This is a genomic window from Brevundimonas sp. (assembly GCF_036732845.1).
In the GTDB taxonomy this organism is placed as follows: domain Bacteria; phylum Pseudomonadota; class Alphaproteobacteria; order Caulobacterales; family Caulobacteraceae; genus Brevundimonas.
Window position 1 is genome coordinate 1 of sequence record NZ_DAINBO010000077.1, and the last position, 4,296, is coordinate 4,296.

Here is a 4,296-nt window from a genome sequence, read left to right on the forward strand (position 1 = left end):
GGCCCATGTAGTCGTGCTTGTCCCGCATGGCCTCATATTCCATGAAGGCGCCGAACTCGGCCTCGGGCATGCCGATGGTTTCCAACAGCAGGGCGTAGGCCGCGATGTGGATGGTCTCCATGTTGGCGAAGGACGCCAGCATCATCTTGACCTCGGTCGGTTTGAACACCCGGCCGTAGCGCTCCATGTAGTTGTCCTGCACCTCGATGTCCGCCTGGGTGAAGAAGCGGAAGATCTGGGTCAGCAGGTTGCGTTCGCTGTCGGTCAGATTGGCCGCCCAGTCCTTGCAGTCCTCGCCCAGCGGCACCTCTTCGGGCATCCAGTGGACCTGCTGCTGCTTCTTCCACATGTCGAAGGCCCAAGGGTATCGGAACGGCTTATAGGCCGCCGACGACGTCAAGAGGCCGGGCGTGGAGGATTTGATCGGGGCGTGAGCATTCATGGCGGCGGGACCGTTGACGCGAATCCAGAAACGAAGGGTCCCACCATGCGCTCCGCCCGCCGGGGCGCCAAGCCGAATTGCGGCTATATTGCGATCACTTTTTCGGCGACCGCTATATCTGGTGGTCGTGAGGCGGTCGGGACCTAGGCTGATCAGGCACTAGCCGATCTCGGGCGACGGCGCGTCCTGAAGCGGCGCGTGACGCGCCCGTTGCAGCCGCGTCGCGGCGTAGGACGCCAGCCAGAGGACCATGGCCCAGGCGGCGCCGATGCACCATCCGGCCAGCACGTCCGTGGCCCAGTGGGCGCCCAGATAGACGCGCGTCAGCCCGACCAGTCCGGCCAGGGTCATGCCGACGCCCAGCACATAGGCCTTCAGCCGCTTGGTCGGAAAGGCGCGCGCCAGCATCACCGCCACTGACAGATAGAAGACCGTCGACATCAGGGCGTGGCCCGAGGGGAAGCTGGCGTTCAACGTCTCGACGGCCTGATAGACGGCGGGCGGCCGCTCGCGCTCGAACAGCGCCTTCAGCCCCTCGCTCAAGGCGACGCCCCCCGCCAGGCCCAGGGCCAGCAGCAGGGCCGACAGCCGCTTCTTCTGGATCAACAGAAAGCCGACCGTCGCCACGGCGAACAGGCTCAGCACCGCGATGCCGCCCAGGGAGGTGATGTCGAGCGCCGCCTCGTGCAGCCACCACGGCCCGCGCGGCTGCCCGGCGACCGGCTGCATCCAGACCAGGATCGCCTGGTCGAAGGCCCGGCCGTCGGTCTCGGCCATGTCGTCGGCCAGTTTGACGAAGGCCAGAACGCCCAGAACCACGACCATCAACGCGCCCAAGGCGGACGGCTCCATGCGGGCCGACGCCCGAGCGCGGCGCAGCGCGGCGATCACTTTTTCCGACACCATCCGCTCCCGAATGGCCAAGCCGGACCTCGCGTTCCACTCACGGCTTCGTGAGAGGCGCGTTTTCGGAACGTCGCGCCCGCGTCGTGGCCTGTCCACAGGCTCTTCCCCTGGTTCCGACGTGATTCGCCCAGAAAGTGATCGTCAAGCCCGTTGACGGGTCGTTAGGCATATGCGCCCCATATGTGGGTTCGGGACGCGCTTCGGCCACTAGATGATGTGGTCAGGGCGCGAGGGCCACAACAGAATCTCTATTTGGGGCAAGGCGCTTATGGCTGGCGGCGAAGCATTGAAGACGGTTGGGTTCGAGGGCGGCGCCTCGGCCGTTCAGACCGATCGGCCGCACCTCAGCGTGGTGCCGTCGATCCATCTGGACCGCGACCGCGACGCCCTTTTGACCGACTTCGGCAAGAAGACCCTGGAAGACCGCTATCTGCTGCCGGGCGAGAGCTATCAGGACATGTTCGCGCGCGTCGCCACGGCCTTCGCCGACGACGCGGATCACGCCCAGCGCGTCTATGACTACATGTCCAAGCTGTGGTTCATGCCGGCCACGCCGGTGCTGTCGAACGGCGGCGCGGATCGCGGCCTGCCGATCTCCTGCTTCCTGAACGCCGTCGGCGACAGCCTGGACGGCATCCAGTCGGTGTGGAACGAAAACGTCGCCCTGGCCTCGAACGGCGGCGGCATCGGCACCTATTGGGGCGGCGTCCGCTCCATCGGCGAAAAGGTCAAGGGCGCGGGCCAGACCTCGGGCATCATCCCCTTCATCCGCGTGATGGACAGTTTGACGCTGGCGATCAGCCAGGGGTCGCTGCGCCGCGGTTCGGCGGCCGTCTATCTGGACGTGCACCACCCGGAGATCGAGGAGTTCCTGGAGATCCGCAAACCCTCGGGCGACTTCAACCGCAAGTCCCTGAACCTGCACCACGGCATCAACATCACCGACGCCTTTATGCACGCCGTGCGCGACGGCCAGCCCTTCGCCCTGGTGTCGCCCAAGACCGGCGAGACGATGAAGACGGTCGACGCCCGCGCCCTGTGGCAGAAGATCCTGGAGATCCGCCTGCAGACCGGCGAGCCGTATCTGATCTTCTCGGACACGGTGAACCGGCAGATGCCGCAGCACCAGCGTGACCTGGGCCTGTCGGTCAAACAGTCGAACCTGTGCAGCGAGATCATGCTGCACACCGGCCGCGACCATCTGGGCATCGACCGCACCGCCGTCTGCTGCCTGTCGTCGGTCAACGCCGAGACCTTCCTGGAATGGCGCGAGGAACCCCAGTTCATCGAGGACGTGATGCGTTTCCTCGACAACGTCCTGGAGGACTTCATCCGCCGCGCGCCGCCGGAAATGAAGGCCGCCGTCTATTCGGCCCGTCGCGAGCGGTCGGTGGGCCTGGGCCTGATGGGCTTCCACTCCTTCCTGCAAGGCCAGGGCGTGGCCTTTGAATCGGCCATGGCCAAGAGCTGGAACATGCGTCTGTTCAAGCACCTGCGCCGCGAGGCCGACAAGGCCAGCCGCCTCTTGGCCGAAGAGAAGGGTCCGTGCGAGGACGCCCGCGAGCGCGGCGTCATGGAGCGGTTCAGCCACAAGCTGGCCATCGCCCCGACCGCCTCGATCAGCATCATCTGCGGCGGAACTTCGGCGGGCATCGAGCCGATCCCGGCCAACATCTACACCCACAAGACCCTGTCGGGTTCGTTCGCGGTCAAGAATCCCTATCTGGAAGAGCTTCTGGAAGGCAAAGGCCTGAACACCGACGCCGTCTGGCTGTCGATCCTGGAGCACGAAGGCTCGGTTCAACACCTGGACAGCCTGACCGGCGACGAGAAGTCGGTGTTCAAGACCGCCTTCGAACTGGACCAGCGCTGGATCATCGAACTGTCGGCCGACCGCTCGCCCGAGATCTGCCAGGCCCAGTCGATCAACGTCTTCCTGCCTGGCGACGTCGATAAGTGGGACCTGCACATGCTGCACTGGTCGGCGTGGGAGCGGGGCGTGAAGTCGCTGTACTATCTGCGTTCCAAATCGGTCCAGCGCGCCGCCTTCGCCGGGGCGGAGGACAAGACCGCGGACGGAGCCGAGACCGATCTGAACCAGCCCGACCTCTTCGCCGCGGCCAAGACCGACTATGAGGAATGCCTGGCCTGCCAATAAGGTCGGCGGCGCCGACCTTATTGGAATCCCCTTTGAGCCTAACGCTCGCGACGCGGCCGCTCGCTGCTTGAGGCGACGCAGCGTGACGTCGGTGGGGGCCGTGTCACGAAAGAGTCTGTTGGCGCCGGGCTTGCTTTAAGGCAGGTTGACGGTTGTTAACGGACTGAGGGGACCGTTGATGCGTGCGTTTGCGTATGTCGGTTGGGTTGGAGCGGCGGTCATGATGATCGTCGGCGTCGCCTTTCCGACTCTGGCGCAGACGCAACCCTCGGCGCCCCAAACGCTCGAACAGGCCTTGGCCCGCACGGCCCATGCCCAACCCGCCTATGACCTTGGAGCCCAGGCCTGGGCTGCGGACGCCCAGCGCGACGTGGTCGCCCGTCTGAACGCCCAGAGCGCCTTCAACATCGCCGCCGACCGCCCCTTCGGCCCGGCGGTGGAGTTTGAAAGCGATTTCGCGCCCGAAGAGCCGGGCCTGAGCGCCGTGACGCGGCACGACGTCTGGCGCGAGGGCGACGGCTTCACCGACCGGCTGTCGCTGGTGACGGGCGGCCGCCTGCGCCGCGCCGACGGCTCGCCCCTGCCGGTGACGCCGCTGGACCAGGCCGAACTGGACCCCGAACGCTATGACGTCCGTTTCGTGCGCGGCTGGCCGGTCGCCACCGCCTATACCGAGAACGGTCTGGAAGTCAGCCTGACGCCGCACGCCGGCGTCGCCGTCGGTTCGGACGGCGGCTCGGCCGAGGCCGGGGCCACGGTGCGCATCGGTTCGGCCGAGGTGCGCGACGGC

3 protein-coding genes and 1 pseudogene are annotated in these 4,296 nt (G+C 66.4%); 2 read left to right on the forward strand and 2 right to left on the reverse strand.

The features are described 5' to 3' along the window. A partial coding sequence (locus tag V7D63_RS13215) for a ribonucleotide-diphosphate reductase subunit beta (RefSeq protein WP_333592741.1) occupies window positions 1-442 on the reverse strand: 442 nt, incomplete at its 3' end. A gap of 159 nt (window positions 443-601) precedes the next feature. After that, entirely contained in the window at window positions 602-1,345 is a 744-nt protein-coding gene (locus V7D63_RS13220) for a phosphatase PAP2 family protein (protein WP_333592742.1), read from the reverse strand. Window positions 1,346-1,616: 271 nt separating this feature from the next. Between V7D63_RS13220 and V7D63_RS13225 the strand changes: the two genes are divergently transcribed. Both V7D63_RS13225 and V7D63_RS13230 read left to right on the forward strand, forming a co-directional pair. Then, window positions 1,617-3,506: a ribonucleoside-diphosphate reductase subunit alpha gene (locus V7D63_RS13225; RefSeq protein WP_442882146.1), complete on the forward strand. Its 1,890-nt coding sequence runs from the start codon at window positions 1,617-1,619 to the stop codon at window positions 3,504-3,506. A gap of 178 nt (window positions 3,507-3,684) precedes the next feature. Further along, window positions 3,685-4,296: pseudogene (locus tag V7D63_RS13230) on the forward strand (hypothetical protein); the annotation flags it as partial.

Coding starts and splice junctions, on each gene's coding strand:
- V7D63_RS13225 (WP_442882146.1), top strand. CDS start 1,617: ATGGCTGGCGGCGAAGCATTGAAGACGGTTGGGTTCGAGGGCGGCGCC.